The sequence below is a fragment of the Actinophytocola sp. genome (assembly GCF_036378875.1).
Classification (GTDB): Bacteria; Actinomycetota; Actinomycetes; order Mycobacteriales; family Pseudonocardiaceae; genus Actinophytocola.
This window is the reverse complement of record NZ_DASUVO010000116.1, coordinates 1-14,080: the sequence shown is the minus strand read 5'-3', so window position 1 is coordinate 14,080 and position 14,080 is coordinate 1. Positions and strand designations below refer to the sequence as shown.

General features: G+C 68.7%; 15 protein-coding genes, 1 pseudogene and 1 riboswitch. Of the genes and pseudogenes, 8 read left to right on the top strand and 8 right to left on the bottom strand.

The window, feature by feature from the left end:
- Window positions 1-27 precede the first annotated feature (27 nt).
- Window positions 28-618: a LysE family translocator gene (locus VF106_RS33985; RefSeq protein WP_330844022.1), complete on the top strand. Its 591-nt coding sequence runs from the start codon at window positions 28-30 to the stop codon at window positions 616-618.
- Here VF106_RS33985 and VF106_RS33980 read toward each other — a convergent pair.
- Window positions 589-1,170, bottom strand: a complete 582-nt coding sequence (locus VF106_RS33980) for a hypothetical protein (RefSeq protein ID WP_330844021.1) — start codon at window positions 1,168-1,170, stop codon at window positions 589-591. The genes VF106_RS33985 and VF106_RS33980 overlap by 30 nt on opposite strands.
- A 204-nt stretch (window positions 1,171-1,374) precedes the next feature.
- Here VF106_RS33980 and thiC point away from each other — a divergent pair, with 204 nt between their 5' ends.
- The 4 genes from thiC to VF106_RS33960 are packed head-to-tail and all read left to right on the top strand — an operon-like array spanning window position 1,375 to window position 5,530.
- On the top strand, window positions 1,375-3,024 hold the full coding sequence (thiC, locus tag VF106_RS33975; protein WP_330844020.1) for a phosphomethylpyrimidine synthase ThiC: 1,650 nt from the start codon (window positions 1,375-1,377) through the stop codon (window positions 3,022-3,024).
- Window positions 3,021-3,869: a bifunctional hydroxymethylpyrimidine kinase/phosphomethylpyrimidine kinase gene (thiD, locus tag VF106_RS33970; RefSeq protein WP_330844019.1), complete on the top strand. Its 849-nt coding sequence runs from the start codon at window positions 3,021-3,023 to the stop codon at window positions 3,867-3,869. Before thiC ends, thiD begins: the two co-directional genes overlap by 4 nt.
- 33 nt (window positions 3,870-3,902) lie before the next feature.
- On the top strand, window positions 3,903-4,715 hold the full coding sequence (locus tag VF106_RS33965; protein WP_330844018.1) for an ion transporter: 813 nt from the start codon (window positions 3,903-3,905) through the stop codon (window positions 4,713-4,715).
- Window positions 4,712-5,530: an ion transporter gene (locus VF106_RS33960; protein ID WP_330844017.1), complete on the top strand. Its 819-nt coding sequence runs from the start codon at window positions 4,712-4,714 to the stop codon at window positions 5,528-5,530. Before VF106_RS33965 ends, VF106_RS33960 begins: the two co-directional genes overlap by 4 nt.
- On the opposite strand, the gene VF106_RS33955 is transcribed toward VF106_RS33960, so the two are convergent.
- Entirely contained in the window at window positions 5,499-5,924 is a 426-nt protein-coding gene (locus VF106_RS33955; protein WP_330844016.1) for a DUF5959 family protein, read from the bottom strand. The two genes, VF106_RS33960 and VF106_RS33955, sit on opposite strands and share 32 nt — an antisense overlap.
- A 21-nt stretch (window positions 5,925-5,945) precedes the next feature.
- Here VF106_RS33955 and VF106_RS33950 point away from each other — a divergent pair.
- Window positions 5,946-6,973 (top strand): annotated as a pseudogene (locus tag VF106_RS33950) (DNA-processing protein DprA).
- Between the two features lie 439 nt (window positions 6,974-7,412).
- On the opposite strand, the gene VF106_RS33945 reads toward VF106_RS33950, so the two are convergent.
- The 4 genes from VF106_RS33945 to thiO form a co-directional block, all read right to left on the bottom strand.
- Entirely contained in the window at window positions 7,413-7,946 is a 534-nt protein-coding gene (locus VF106_RS33945; protein WP_330844069.1) for a GNAT family N-acetyltransferase, read from the bottom strand.
- A gap of 53 nt (window positions 7,947-7,999) precedes the next feature.
- Window positions 8,000-8,755, bottom strand: coding sequence for a thiazole synthase (locus VF106_RS33940; RefSeq protein ID WP_330844015.1), 756 nt, complete (start codon window positions 8,753-8,755; stop codon window positions 8,000-8,002).
- 1 nt (window position 8,756) lies between these two features.
- On the bottom strand, window positions 8,757-8,957 hold the full coding sequence (gene thiS / locus VF106_RS33935; RefSeq protein ID WP_330844014.1) for a sulfur carrier protein ThiS: 201 nt from the start codon (window positions 8,955-8,957) through the stop codon (window positions 8,757-8,759).
- Entirely contained in the window at window positions 8,957-10,039 is a 1,083-nt protein-coding gene (thiO, locus tag VF106_RS33930) for a glycine oxidase ThiO (protein WP_330844013.1), read from the bottom strand. The genes thiS and thiO overlap by 1 nt, the downstream gene beginning before the upstream one ends.
- Window positions 10,034-10,142: riboswitch (TPP riboswitch) on the bottom strand. It overlaps the preceding gene by 6 nt.
- Window positions 10,143-10,163: 21 nt before the next feature.
- Between thiO and thiE the strand changes: the two genes are divergently transcribed.
- Complete coding sequence (gene thiE / locus VF106_RS33925) at window positions 10,164-10,808, top strand: thiamine phosphate synthase (protein WP_330844012.1); 645 nt, start codon at window positions 10,164-10,166, stop codon at window positions 10,806-10,808.
- Between the two features lie 113 nt (window positions 10,809-10,921).
- On the opposite strand, the gene VF106_RS33920 is transcribed toward thiE, so the two are convergent.
- Window positions 10,922-12,061, bottom strand: a complete 1,140-nt coding sequence (locus VF106_RS33920; protein ID WP_330844011.1) for a S1 family peptidase — start codon at window positions 12,059-12,061, stop codon at window positions 10,922-10,924.
- A 192-nt stretch (window positions 12,062-12,253) separates the two neighbouring features.
- Window positions 12,254-12,979, bottom strand: a complete 726-nt coding sequence (locus tag VF106_RS33915) for a hypothetical protein (RefSeq protein WP_330844010.1) — start codon at window positions 12,977-12,979, stop codon at window positions 12,254-12,256.
- 122 nt (window positions 12,980-13,101) lie between these two features.
- Here VF106_RS33915 and VF106_RS33910 point away from each other — a divergent pair, with 122 nt between their 5' ends.
- Entirely contained in the window at window positions 13,102-14,058 is a 957-nt protein-coding gene (locus VF106_RS33910; RefSeq protein ID WP_330844009.1) for a threonine ammonia-lyase, read from the top strand.
- Window positions 14,059-14,080 lie beyond the last annotated feature (22 nt).

Here is a 14,080-nt window from a genome sequence, read left to right as displayed (position 1 = left end):
GGGGTTCCCGGCGGGCAGGATGCGTCCGTGACGACTGCTGGTTTCGCTGCCTTCCTGCTCGCCTCGTTCCTGCTCGCGATCGTGCCCGGGGTTGGTACGGCCATGCTCGTCAAGCAGTCCGTCCGGGGTGGGCGGCGGGCCGCGCTCGCGACCGTCGCCGGGCTCGAGAGTGGGGTCGCGTTCTGGGCCGTGGCGGCTGGGCTCGGGTTGTCCGTGCTGCTCGTCGCGTCCGAGGTGGCCTATCAGGTGTTGCGGGTCGCCGGTGTGGTCGTCCTACTCTGGTTCGGGGTGCGGGCGCTTCTCCACAAACCGACCGACGGTACGGAAGCCACTCCGGCCGGCGGGTTCCGTGCCGGGCTGCTCGTCAACCTCGCCAACCCCAAGCTCGCCGTCTTCGCCGTCTCGTTCCTGCCGCAGTTCGTGCCGGCCGGCTCGGAACAATGGGTGCTGCTCACGCTCGCCGCCGTGTGGGTGCTGATCGACACCCTCTGGTACCTGATCATCGCCGCCCTGCTCGGCAGGATCATCGGCTGGCTGCGGCGGCACCAGACGAAGCTCGAACGGGTCACCGGCGCCGTGCTGATCGGGCTAGGCGTCCGGCTCGCGATCGACCGTTGACCTGCGCCACGGCAGCAGCGGCACGGTCAGCGGCAACGCCTCCAGCTCCGCCAACTCGTCGTACCTGCCGGCCAGCACCAGGGCCCTGATCTCCCGCAGCTCGGCGGCCGGCACCACGGCCCCGGTCAGCACGAACGGCAGCACCAGCCGCCACGTCGACACGACCGACTCGCGCCGCCAGGACGGGGCACGCAGCACCACCACCGCGGTGCGCAGCGCGTGCTCGTTCGACGTGAGTGCCGGCACCTCCCAGCGGGCCGCGTCCGCCGCCGCGCAGCCGACGCACTGCGGTGCGCCCGCGGCCAGCTCGCCGCCGCACCCGTCGCAGCGCAGCTGTCGCAGTGCCCAGTCCACGCACGTCCACCGGTACTCGCCGGGTGGGGCGTCCGCCACCAGAATTGGGTCCTGGTCTGGCAGGTCCGCCCATTCGGCGCGCAGCGGGCGGTCGACGACCTCGGCGCAACCCTGGCACGACGGGTAACCGCGGCCGAGCAGCTCACCACAGGTCGCGCAGGGTTTCACCGCCTCAGGTCGGTCCGCCCTCCAACTCACCCAAGCACCGTACTGCCGCAGTCCAGATCTCGCCCTTGGCAGCGCGCGGCGCGGCTGGTTATGGTCGAAGGGCGTTGCACAACTCAATCAACGCGGGAGCTCGCGCTTTGGCGGGCTGAGAGGGCAGATGGTGTCCAGTCACGGACCCGGTTCTGCCGACCGCCTGAACCTGACCGGGTAATGCCGGCGTAGGGAGAACGAATCATGACCGCACTCGACGACCGTTCCGTGCGTCCCAGCGTCACCACCGGGCCGATCACCGGTTCGCGCAAGGTGTATCGCGAGGTCGACGGGATCAGGGTGCCGTTTCGCCGCGTCGACCTGACCAACGGTGAGCACCTCGACCTCTACGACACCTCGGGGCCGTACACGGACGACGACGTCACCATCGACGTCTACAGTGGACTGCCGAAGCTCCGGCAGGCCTGGATCGACGAACGGGAACCCGTGAACGGCGCGGTTTCCCAGCTGGCGTACGCCAAAGCCGGGATCATCACCAAGGAGATGCGGTTCGTCGCCGCTCGGGAGGGCGTCGAGCCGGAGTTCGTGCGGGACGAGGTGGCCATCGGTCGGGCGGTGATTCCGGTCAACCGCAAGCATCCCGAGGTCGAGCCGGCGATCATCGGCAAGAAGTTCCTCGTCAAGATCAACGCCAATATCGGCAACTCCGCCGTGTCATCGTCCATTGAGGACGAGGTGGACAAGATGGTGTGGGCCACGCGGTGGGGCGCCGACACCGTCATGGACCTGTCGACGGGCAAGCGGATTCACGAGACACGCGAGTGGATCCTGCGCAACGGGTCCGTGCCGATCGGCACCGTGCCGATCTACCAGGCACTGGAGAAGGTCGGCGGTGACCCGGCGAAGCTCTCCTGGGAGGCCTACCGCGACACCGTGATCGAACAGTGCGAACAGGGTGTGGACTACATGACCGTCCACGCCGGCGTGCTGCTGCGTTACGTCCCCCTGACGGCGAAGCGGGTCACGGGCATCGTGTCGCGCGGCGGCTCGATCATGGCGGCCTGGTGTCTCGCGCACCACCGGGAGTCCTTCCTGTACACCAACTTCGTCGAGCTGTGCGAGATCCTGCGTGCCTACGACGTGACGTTCTCGCTCGGCGACGGGCTGCGGCCGGGCTCGATCGCGGACGCCAACGACGCGGCCCAGTTCGCGGAGCTCCGCACGCTGGGCGAGCTGACGCACATCGCCCGCGAGCACGACGTCCAGGTGATGATCGAGGGGCCAGGGCACGTGCCCATGCACAAGATCGCCGAGAACGTGCGCCTGGAGGAGGAACTCTGCGGTGAGGCGCCGTTCTACACGCTCGGTCCACTCGCGACGGACATCGCGCCGGCGTACGACCACATCACCTCCGCCATCGGCGCGGCGCAGATCGGCTGGCTTGGCACCGCGATGCTCTGCTACGTCACGCCGAAGGAGCACCTCGGCCTGCCCAACCGGGACGACGTGAAGACCGGGGTGATCACCTACAAGATCGCCGCGCACTCGGCGGACCTCGCCAAGGGGCACCCGCGCGCCCAGGAGTGGGACGACGCGCTGTCCAAGGCACGGTTCGAGTTCCGGTGGACCGACCAGTTCAACCTGGCGCTCGACCCGGACACCGCGCGTGACTTCCACGACGAGACGCTGCCCGCGGAACCGGCGAAGACCGCGCACTTCTGCTCGATGTGCGGGCCGAAGTTCTGCTCCATGCGGATCACCCAGGACGTGCGCAAGTACGCTGAGGAGCACGGGCTGACCGACATGGCGGCGATCGAGGAGGGCATGGCCGAGATGTCCGAACGGTTCCACGAGCACGGCCGGCAGGTGTACCTCCCGGTAGTCGACAAGTGAACACGCCACCCCGCGTCCTCACCATCGCCGGATCCGACTCCGGCGGTGGTGCGGGGCTGCAGGCCGACCTCCGCACGTTCTTCGCCTGCGGGGTGCACGGGATGACCGCCGTCACCGCGGTCACCGTGCAGAACTCCCTTGGCGTCAGCGGGGTTTCGGTGATCCCGCCCGAGATCGTGGCCGCCCAGATCGAGGCGGTCGCCGACGACATCGGTGTGCTGGCGGCGAAAACCGGCATGCTCGCCACCGCGGAGATCATCGAGGCGGTCGCCAAGGCCTGCGACCGGGTCCACATCGGACGCGACGGCACGGTCCCGTTCGTCGTGGACCCGGTGGCCGCGTCCATGCACGGCGACCAGCTGCTGCTGGACAACGCACTGGACGCGCTGCGCACCGAGCTGTTCCCCCGCGCCACGCTGGTCACGCCGAACCTCGACGAGGTGCGGCTGCTGACCGGCATCACCGTCCGGTCCTATGCGGACTCACGGGAGGCCGCGATGGCACTGCACGCACTCGGTCCACAGTGGGCACTGGTCAAGGGCGGCCACCTGCACGACGCCCCGGACTGCGTCGACGTGCTCTACGACGGCGAGACGTTCCTCGAGCTACCGGCCAGGCGCATCGACACCAAACACACCCATGGCGGCGGCGACACGATGGCGTCGGCCATCACGTCCGCGCTGGCCAGGGGCGCGTCGGTGCCGGACGCCGTGCGGTTCGGCAAGGAGTTCGTCACCAACGCCGTCGCGCACGCGTATCCGCTCGGCAGCGGGGTTGGCCCGGTGAGCGCGTTCTGGCGGTTACCCAGCGAGGAGACGTTGCCCACCTTCGACCAAAAGGGCTAGCCGTAGCCACCTCGGCGTTTACGCTCTGTTGCTGTGACCTCCCGGGAACGAGTACACGCGCTGGTAGAGCACAGGCGTTTCCAGCAGTTCATCATCTGGGTGATCGTGGTCAACGCGACCACGCTCGGCCTCGAAACGTCCGACAGGATGATGCGGGACTTCGGCGGCCTGCTCCATGCCGCCGACCGGGTGATGCTCGCGATCTTCGTCGTCGAGCTGGCGTTACGCCTGTACGCGTACGGCTGGCGGTTCTTCCGCGACCCGTGGAACGTCTTCGACTTCCTCATCGTCGGCATCTCGCTGATCCCGGCGACCGGGCCGTTCTCGGTGCTGCGCTCGCTGCGGATCCTGCGGGTGCTGCGGCTGATCTCGGCCGTGCCGGCGATGCGGCGCGTGGTGTCCGGGTTCCTGGCCGCGGTGCCGGGGATGGCGTCGATCGGCGCGCTGCTCTCGTTGATCATCTACGTTGCCGCGGTGATGGCGACGAAGCTGTTCGGCGACATCTCACCGAAGTACTTCGGCGACCTCGGCACCACGCTGTTCACCCTGTTCCAGACGATGACCGGCGAGGCGTGGCCGGACGTCGCACGCGAGGTGATGGCGACCGCTCCACTTGCGTGGATCTTCTTCGTGATCTACATCCTGATCTCGAGCTTCGCGGTGCTCAACCTGTTCATCGCGGTGATCGTGAACGGGATGGAGAAGTCGGTGACTTCTGACCTGGTCGAGGCGGAGGAGCAGCACGCGGCGGACCAGGCCGCGTCCGACCAGCTGCTCCTCACCGAACTGCGTGCGCTGCGGCAAGAGGTCGCGGAGCTGAAGGAGCAGCAGAAGGAACGCGCATGAGGGCCAAGGCGCGGGAGCTGGTCGAGCGCAGGTCCTTCCAGCGGTTCGTGATCGTGCTGATCGTGTGCAACGCGGTGACGCTGGGACTGGAGACCTCGCCGCGCCTGATGGACTCGTACGGCGGGCTGCTGCACGCGCTCGACCGGTTGGCGCTGGCCGTGTTCGTCGCGGAGCTGGCCCTGCGGTTCTACGGGCACGGCTGGCGGTTCTTCCGCGACCCGTGGAACGTGTTCGACCTGCTGGTGGTGGGCATCGCGGTGGTGCCGGCGACCGGCCCGCTTTCGGTGCTGCGGACACTGCGGGTCCTGCGGGTGCTGCGCCTGGTGTCGGCGGTGCCGTCGATGCGGCGCGTGGTGTCCGGGCTGCTCGCGGCGGTGCCGGGCATGGCCTCGGTGGCGTCGCTGCTGGCCCTGGTGATCTTCGTGGCTGGCGTGATGGCGACGAAGCTGTTCGGCGCCATCGCCCCGGTCTACTTCGGCGACCTCGGCACGTCGCTGTTCACGCTGTTCCAGATCATGACCGGCGAGGCGTGGCCGGACGTCGCCCGGGACGTGATGGCGCAGGCGCCGCTGGCGTGGATCTTCTTCGTGCTCTACATCCTGGTGTCGAGCTTCGCCGTGCTGAACCTGTTCATCGCGGTCGTGGTGAGCGGCATGGAGGACCAGGTGACGGCCGACCTCGCGGAGGCCGAGGAACGCAACGCGCAGGCACAGGCCCGCTCGGACGCCCTGCTGCTGGAGGAGGTCCGGGCACTGCGCGCCGAGGTGGCGGAACTTCGCGCCGCTAGTTCTTCCCCAGAGGCCACGTCTTCATGACCAGGTCCAGCCGCTCGTAGGCGTCGTCGAACCACGAGTCGGCCATGGACACGGTCACCGTCACGGTCGTCATGGACATCGAGTGGTCCTTGATCGTGACGTTCGCCCGTTCCTGATCCTGGTCCCGCTCGATGAACATCTCGGGTGCGCGGGTGTACTCCCGCCACGCGATCTCGTGCCCGGCGTCGAGCCCGTCCAGCGCGTCCCGCCACTCCCACAGATCCTCCGCGAACACCCAGGTCCGCTGGCTGCCACGCACGAAGGCCGTGTCGACCAGGACCTCGCCGACCAGGACCTCAGACCCCGTCTGAATACTTTCCTTCCCGGTGATCCGGAGGATGACGCTGTTCCCCTCGCCCTCCAGGCGGATCAGGTCAATCGGTCCTTCTGCCACCAGGCAACCCTCCAGTTCGTCATGTCTCGACGAACAATAACCACTGCTATTATCGAACCCATGGTCGATACCAGTTGGGCCAGGACGCGCGGTTGGCGGACCCAACCCTGGCTCGACGGTGCCGTTAGTCTGGCCCGTGTGGAGCGGATGTGGGACGACGACGAGCGCGCGGCGCTGGTCGCGTTGCTGCGAACCCGTCCCTCCAAACTGACCTGGACGGACATCACGGCCGAGGTCTCGGCCAGGGACAGCGCCCGTGCGTTCTGGGACGAACTGCACCCCGCTGGTCTCTTCGACGACACCGATGGCACCGCGCTCACCGAGGCGGCACGTAACGTAGCCGACTGGCGTTCGGCGGATCTCGGCTTCCTCACGTTCCGGGATGACCAGTATCCCGCACAGCTTCGCGAGATCCACGAGATGCCGCCAGTGTTGTTCCACAGTGGAGAGTTGCTGGCTGACGAGGTCGGCGTGTCGGTCGTCGGTTCCCGGCAGGCGTCGGCGCAGGGACTCGAGATCGCCCGAGCAGTGGCCACCGGTCTCGTGGAACGCCGGCTCACGGTATCTCCGGATTGGCCAGAGGCGTCGACACCGCCGCTCACCAGGCGGCCCTGGACGCGGGCGGTCGCACGGTCGCGGTGATCGGAACCGGTATCACCCAGTCCTACCCGGCGGAGAACAGAGAACTTCAGGCACGCATCGCGCGCGAAGGGCTCGTGGTCTCACAGTTCTGGCCCGACGCGCCCCCGACGAAGCACTCCTTTCCCATGCGCAACGCCGTGATGTCAGGATTCGGGCGTGCCACGGTCGTGGTGGAAGCCGGTGAGCACAGCGGGGCCCGAATCCAGGCTCGTAAGGCGGTCGGGCACGGTCGGCCGGTGATCTTCACCGATCTCGTCATCGCCGCGAACAAGTGGCCCAAGGAGTTGCTGGGCCATCCGGGTGTGCACGTCGCGCGCAGTACCGCGGAGATCATGGCCCTGGTCGAGGACATCGCGGCCGGCCCAGACACAGTGGACGAACTGCTCGCGGCGGCAACGAAGAGCTGACAGGACAAATGCCAGCCAACAGGTTCGCGGCCGACCCCGTCGCCATGCGGCTGATCAGCCGTCTCTACGCGGATGTTGGAGCCATCTTCTGCAACACCCTACGGGGAGCGCCACAAACCTGTTTCGTATGCATGGCATGCGGTGACGTTCGTGCCCTCCGCCAAGCGCCCCAACCATCCCATCACCGGCATAGCCCGAAGAGTGCACAGTGCTTACCCGTCCCGGAGAAAAGTGGGCCTCGCCATCGGTCCCGGGTTCGATGCGCCACCGACGCGAGTACCTCGACGAGATCGGTTCACCGTGCCGCGTGAGTACCTTTCACATGTCATCGACCAGCATGTGATCGTCATCGAAGACACCTGGCTTCGTCACGACTGGTCTGATCACCGCGAACTGATCGAGACTCTCACCGATCCGTACGACGCGGCTCGTTGTCCGGTTACCGGTTCTTCCTGCCCACCGGCCTGACGGTCGTGGCTGGCACCAGGTAGCGGGTCAGTACCTGGGTCGTACTGCCGTCGTCCTCGGTGATGTCCCGGACGTGCTCGAAGCCGAGCTTGTCCAGCAGCGCCAGTGAGGCCTTGTTCGCCGTGGCCACGGTGGCGTGTACCTCGGACAGCCCGAGGGTGTCGAACCCGTAGGTGACGATCGCCTCCGCCAGTTCGCGACCAAGACCGGATCCCCATACCTCGGGAGACAGGGCGTAGATGATCTCGTAACCTTGAACCTCGTCGGTCCGCTTGATCTCGGCGTGGCCGACCAGACGACCGTCGCGGCGAACGGCCCAGACGTCGAACAGGTTCTGCGCGTAGACCTTCGTGAAGATGCGTCCGAACAGCGCTCGGTCGTCCACCTCGGACGAAGGGCCGTCGCCCATCCAGCGGGAAACCCTTGTGTCCTGGAACAAGGCGACGAAGGCGTCCTCGTCCTCAGGGACGTAACGCTCGAGTAGCAGGCGCTCGGTACGCAGCATCGAAGTCACGAGCGGCGACGCTATCCAGCCGACACCGGGCTGACAAACCACTTTCAGCGCGGCGGACTCGAAGCCTGTGCCCAGAAACGTTGGGGCACGCGGCCCGCCCCGTGGGCCAGGCGGCCCGCGATGACGCCGTGGCGCATGGCCGTCGCCATGGCTTCTGGGTCTGTCGCGCGGGTTACCGCGGTGGCCAGCAGTACCGCTGAGCAGCCCAGTTCCATGACCAGTGTCGCGTCCGAGGCCGTGCCGATGCCCGCGTCCAGGATCACCGGCACGTTCGCCCGCGCGACGATCAGTTCGATGTTGTGCGGGTTGCGGATGCCGAGGCCGGTGCCGATCGGGGAACCGAGTGGCATCACCGCGGCACAGCCCAGTTCCTCCAGCCGCAGGGCCAGCACCGGGTCGTCGTTGGTGTACGGGAGAACCGTGAAGCCGTCGTCGATCAGTGTTGCCGCGGCTTCCAGCAACTCCACCGGGTCCGGTAGGAGGGTTCGGTCGTCGGCCACGACCTCCAGCTTCACCCACGACGTGCCCAGTGCCTCGCGGGCCATGCGGGCGGTGAGCACGGCCTCGGCCGCTGTTCGGCATCCTGCCGTGTTCGGGAGCGGGTCGATGCCGAGTCGTTCCAACACTTCCAGCACTCCGGTGCCGCCGGCCGTGTCGACGCGCCTGATCGACACCGTCGTCAGCTCCGTGCCCGACGCCTTCAGCGCGCGTTCCAGCACGGCGAGGTTCGTCGCGCCGCCCGTGCCCGTGATCAGGCGCGAGTTGTACTGCCGGTCTCCGATGACCAGTGGGTCGTCCATGTCAGCCTCCCTGCACCGCGGTCAGTACCTCGACGTCGGCGCCGTCCGGCACCACCGTCTGGTCGTGGTTGGTCCTCGCGATCACGGTGCCGTCGACGGCCACCGCGACGCCTCGTGCCGGCACGCCGAGCGCCGCCAGCATCTCCGTCACCGTCGCGCCGTCCGGCACGTCCCGTTCCGAACCGTTGACCTGGATGAACATCAACTCGTCCTTTGCTTCAGGCGGGCGGGGTCCGCGACCCGCACGACCGGTGGGGGTGCCGCGCCGGACACGAACGCGGCCACCGCGTCCGCGGTGATCGGGGCCAGCAGCAGGCCGTTGCGGTGGTGTCCCGCCGCGACCAGCACACCCGGTTCCAGCCAGCCGATCAGCGGCAGGTTGTCCCGGCTCCCGGCCCGCAGCCCGGCCGCGCACTCCGCCAGGCCGTACTCGGTGATGCCCGGCAACACGGTTTCGGCGTACATGAGCAGGTCACGGACGCCACCGGCGGTCACCTCGTCGTCGAAGCCTGCCTCGTACTGCGTCGCGCCGACGACCAACTCGTCGCCTTCCCTCGGTACCAGGTAGACCGGGCGCGACTCGACCAGCGCGCGCACCGTGTGCGCCGGCGGCGGCAACGCGTTCGGCCGGGCCCGCAGCCGCAGGATCTCGCCTTTCACCGGGTACACCGCGGACGCCAGCGCCGGGTGCAGACCGCTGCTCCACGCGCCGGCGGCGATGACGGCGACGTCGCAGCGCAACGTGGTACCGCCCAGGTCCACCGCCTCCCGCCGCACCGCGCGGACGGGTTCGCGTACGAACCCGACACCCGCCGCCTCGGCACTGGAATGCAAAGCCCGCAACAGCTCCCGGTTGTCCACGGCCAGGTCGCCAGGGACCATCAGTCCACTTCGGACACGGAAGCTGATGGTCGGCTCCACGCGGCGCAGCTCGCGGCCGGTGAGCCGGTCCACGTCTCGTCCGCGTGCGGCGAGGAAGTCGGCGAGGACGTCGAGTTGCGCGGCGTCCGCGGCGTCCACCGCGGCCACGATCGTGCCGGCGGTGTGCAGGCTGATCCCCAGCCCGGCGGCGAACGCGGGCCACGAGTCGAGCGACGCGCTGCCCAGGTCGAGCAGGTCCTCCTCGCCAGGCCACGACTCGGTCACCGGCGCGAGCATGCCGCCCGCCACCCACGACGCGCCACGGCCGGGCGCCGGGTCGACCAGCGTCACGTCGTGCTCGGTGGCGAGCCGCCACGCGACGGAAAGGCCGATGACTCCGCCGCCTACGACAACCACTTTCATGGCATTCACGCTCCCTGCGCCGGCATGATCCGGATCAGGTTCGACGGTCGGGATCGGCAGATCCCCTCTCAGCCCAGTCCTCTGGACTCCCGTGCGGACCACTTCCACCGTATAGCGTGAACGGGTGCCTGGACTAGACGGAGACCGGATTCGCCGCCGACTATCGGAAGCCCGGCTGTACTTGTGCACGGGAAACCGCCCCGACCTGGCGGAGTTCGCGGACGCGGCGCTGGCGGGCGGCGTGGACGTGATCCAGCTGCGGGAGAAGGGGATCGAGGCGCGGGACGAGCTCGCGGCGCTCGGCGTGCTGGCGGAGGCGTGCGCCCGGCACGGGGCGCTGCTGTCGGTGAACGACCGCGCTGACGTGGCACTGGCCGCCGGCGCGGACGTGCTGCACCTCGGCCAGGACGACCTGCCGGTCGAGTGGGCCCGCAAGATCCTCGGCGACGACGTCGTGATCGGCCGCTCGACCCACGACGTGTCCCAGGCGTCGGCGGCGGCGGTCGAGCCGGGCGTGGACTACTTCTGCGCGGGCCCGTGCTGGCCGACACCGACCAAGCCGGGCCGCCCGGCCCCGGGCCTCGACCTGGTCCGCGCCACGGCCGCGACCGGCACCGACCGCCCATGGTTCGCGATCGGCGGCATCGACGAGGCGCGTTTGCCGGAGGTCCTGGCCGCGGGCGCGACGCGAGTGGTGGTGGTCCGCGCGATCACGGAGGCGGAAGACCCCCGCGCCGCGGCGGCCCGGCTGACAGCGGCAATGCCCTGAAGGTGCCCTTCAGGACGCTGAACGTCCCATGGGGCACCCTCAGGGCATTGCGGTGAGAACCAGCGGACGGGCTGGCAGGGTTCAGCCCGTCCGCTGGCATGGACCCAGAAGGGTCAGCCAGTGACCAGCGAGGCGCCGTAGGCGCTCAGTGCCTCGTTGACCGGCTGGAAGAAGGTCGTGCCGCCGGAGGAGCAGTTGCCCGAACCACCGGAGGTCAGACCCAGAGCCGTGACCGTGGACGTGCCGTTGGTCACGAGCGAGCCGCCGGAGTCACCCGGCTCCGCGCACACGTTCGTGCGGATCAGGCCGGACACCGAGCCCTGCGCGTACTGCACGGTCGCGTTCAGCGCGGTGATGGAGTTGCAGCGCCAACCGGTCGTGGAACCGGACCGGCAGACAGCAGCGCCGACGCTGCCGTTGGAGGAGCCGGTGACCCGGACGTCGCTGCCCGAGCTGTACCGGTCGACGAGACCCGTCTGCACGGCCGCGCTGGAGCTGGCGGTGATGCGGCCGTAGTCGTTGCCCGGGAAGGACGAGCCGGAGGCCGCACCGATCGTGCCGCCCGGACCGCTCCACGTGCCGCCACCGCTGGTGCAGTGCCCGGCGGTGATCACGTAGCGGGTGCCGCCCGAGGTGCGGGCGTTGAAGCCGGCCGAGCAGCGGGAACCGCTTCTCGTGATGGCCTGCCCACCGATGATGTTCCAGTACGTCTGCGGCAGCTCGGCGACCTTGTCGATTCGCACGTTCGCGCCGAGGCTCTTCGCCCAGGTGGCCGCGTCACTGCTGGTGGCTTCGACGACGACCGTGTTGTCCGCGAGGTCGGTGTACCAACCGGCGACGGACTTCGGCATGCTGGCGGTGCCCTTGGCCAGCGTCGACGAGACGGCGTCCAGCTCGGCCGCACTGTGCTCGACGACGGTGGCCAGCGCGCCGGCCGCCGTCACGTCGGCAGCGCGGCTGGCGTCCGAGACGAACACCATGAGCTTGCCGGACGTGGCGTCGAACTGGCTGCCGGCGTAGTCGCCGCCGAGGGCGATACGGAGGGTCTTCTCCTTCGAGAAGGCAACCCGCTCCTGCTGGAAGCGGACTTCGGCCTGCTGCGGGTTCAGGCCGAGGTCCCGCTGGAGTGCTGCCTGGATCTGGCTGCTGGTGGACTCAACAGGTGCCGCGTTCGCGGGTGCCGTGAACGCCAGCGCCATGCCGGCTGCCAGTAGTGCGGCGCTGCCCAGCCGCACCACGGTAGTGCTTGTCATTTCGAGTTGCTCCCTCGTCTGGTTAGCAGGGGACCCGGGAGCAAGCAGGGGTAGGTCCGCTCCCGGGCAATCACAGAGGGCATGCCATCCGTTGGATGACCTTCTCGAAACTATGTGCACTCGCAGTGGTTGGAACATCGTCCGTTCGGGGACAACAGTTGCCATTGCGAGCGACTGTTCAGATACAGAGAGTTAGTTTGACGGTGGGATGGTGCCGCCGGGGACCGCCTCGTCGGTGGTGGTCGTCACCGGCGGTGTCGTCGTGGTCGTCGTCGTGGTGCTCGACTCGCTCGGCGGGGTCGTCGTCGTGGTGGTCGGATCGGTCGTCGTGCTCGTCGGTTCCGGCGTCGTGGTCGTCGGGGTCGTCGTCGACGTGGTCGGGTGGTCAGACGGGTTCTCGTCACGGTCACCGGTGTTCTGCGGGGCCACGATGCTGCTGAAGGTGGTGCCCTCGCTACCCGACAGCGACTCCCCTCGCAGCCACTCCACACCGGTCACGACCACCATGCCCAGCGCGAACGCCGCCAGCGTGCTCGCCGCGAGCACCGCCCAGCGCCGCCGGGTGGCCGTCGGGGGCCGATCCGCCGGTTCCTCCGGGGTGGGCTCGTCCGACGTGTCCGCCTCGACCTCCGCGCCAGGTGCCGCGTCCGGGTCCTCCGAGGTGACCAGCACGGTCGACCCGCCGGACTTGCCGACGACCTTCGCGTGCACCGTGCGCACACTCTCGGTGGTCCGCCTGATCGACCGCAGGTACACCGTGCCGCCGACCGTCGAGATCACACTGGCCAGACCTGCGCCCAGGACGGTCCCCCCGACGCCCATTGTTGACCCGATCAGCGCAGCCGTCACCGCGGCCAGCGCACCCGCGAAAATCTGACTGAGCCGAACTCTGTCCGTGTCGTCGTTGTTTTCGCTCATGATCCTTTGTCTACGTACGGAAATATCATTAGTACCAACGCCTACGACGGGTTACACACTCCACCGGTTGGCCAATCGTGAGCAGTAACACAGTCCACTATGGACAGTGCATACTGGTTACCGTGCAACTGATCACGATCGACGACATCGAAGCGGCAGCGGCGAGAACCAGCGCCAGTGTGGTGCGAACTCCTTTGGTGCCATGCCTTTGGGCCGACGACGACCGGCCCCTGTGGCTCAAGCCGGAGCAGCTCCAACCCATCGGCGCGTTCAAGATCCGCGGCGCGGCCAACGCCGTCGCGCGGATTCCCGAGGACGTCCGCTCGCACGGGGTCGTCGCCTACTCCAGCGGCAACCACGCACAGGCGGTCGCCTACACCGCGAAGCTGTACGGCGTTCCGGCGACGATCGTGGTGACCACCAACACCCCGCAGGTGAAGATCGACGCGACCGCCCGCCACGGGGCGAAGGTCGTGGTCGTACCGCCAGCCGACCGCGAGTCGGCGGCGCACGAGATCGTCGAGAAGGAGGGCGGCACGCTCGTGCCGCCGTTCGACCACCCGGACGTCATCGCCGGGCAGGGCACCATCGGCCTGGAGATCGCCGCCGACCTGCCGGACGTCGAGGTCGTGCTCGTGCCGGTCAGCGGCGGCGGGCTGATCGCCGGCATCGCCACCGCGATCAAGGCGAAGGCGCCGAACGCGCGGGTCATCGGCGTCGAGCCGGAGCTGGCCGGGGACACCACGGACGGCTTCCGGCACCACCATCTGCCCGACTGGTCGACCGACGACCGGGCCAGGACCATCGCCGACGGCCTGCGCTCCACCCCGTCCGAGCTGACCTTCGCGCACATCACGAAGCTCGTCGACGACATGGTCACGGTGTCCGAAGACCAGATCAGGGAGGCGATCGGCGTGCTCGCCACGCGGTCACAGCAGGTCGCGGAGCCGAGCGGCGCGGTGACCACGGCCGCCTACCTGCACGCCGACCTGCCGAAGGGCCGGACGGTCGCGCTCGTGTCCGGCGGCAACATCGACCCGGCACTGCTCGCGGAAATCCTCAGCGGCCTACAGAGCTGACTGTCGCCGGCGGCCGGTGTGC